Source organism: Kitasatospora sp. MBT66 (assembly GCF_000710405.2).
Lineage (GTDB): Bacteria > Actinomycetota > Actinomycetes > Streptomycetales > Streptomycetaceae > Kitasatospora > Kitasatospora purpeofusca.
Genome location: NZ_JAIY01000008.1, coordinates 485,303 through 485,754, shown reverse-complemented (window position 1 = coordinate 485,754; position 452 = coordinate 485,303). Strand labels below are relative to the sequence as shown.

General features: G+C 78.8%; 1 pseudogene. It reads right to left on the bottom strand.

The window, feature by feature from the left end:
- Positions 1-349, bottom strand: a pseudogene (locus BI06_RS23640) (DNA-binding protein); the annotation flags it as partial.
- Between the last annotated feature and the right edge of the window lie 103 nt (positions 350-452).

Below are 452 nucleotides of genomic sequence, written 5' to 3'. Positions count from 1 at the left end.
GGTCGGCGGCGCTCAGCGGGGTGGCCCCGGGGTGCGGCTTCACCTTGGCCGGTCCGGCCAGCAGGGTGCGCACGGCGGCCGGTGAGGAGGCGTCGGGGAGCGCGGCCAGGGCCTCGGCGGTCTGCAGGGTGAAGCGGTCCAGGCGTTCCAGCGCGCGCAGGGCGGAGGCGCGGGAGGAGAGCCGGGCGGTGAGCTGGGTGAGGTCGCCGGGCACGGGGTTGAGCAGGTCGGGGCGGGACCGGAGCAGGGCGACCAGGTCGTCGTCGGGCCGGGCGCGCAGCTCCTCGGCGAGGGTGCGGGCGCCCGCGGGGGACTTGGCCTGGCGCTGTGGGCCCTGCTGTGTGGTCATTCGACCTAGGTTAGTCGGGCGGCGGCGGGGTGGAAGGGCCCCGGCGCCGGTGGATCCGGGGGCGTCGGCGGGTTCGGCGGGGGGCGGCGGGCGCACGGGGTTG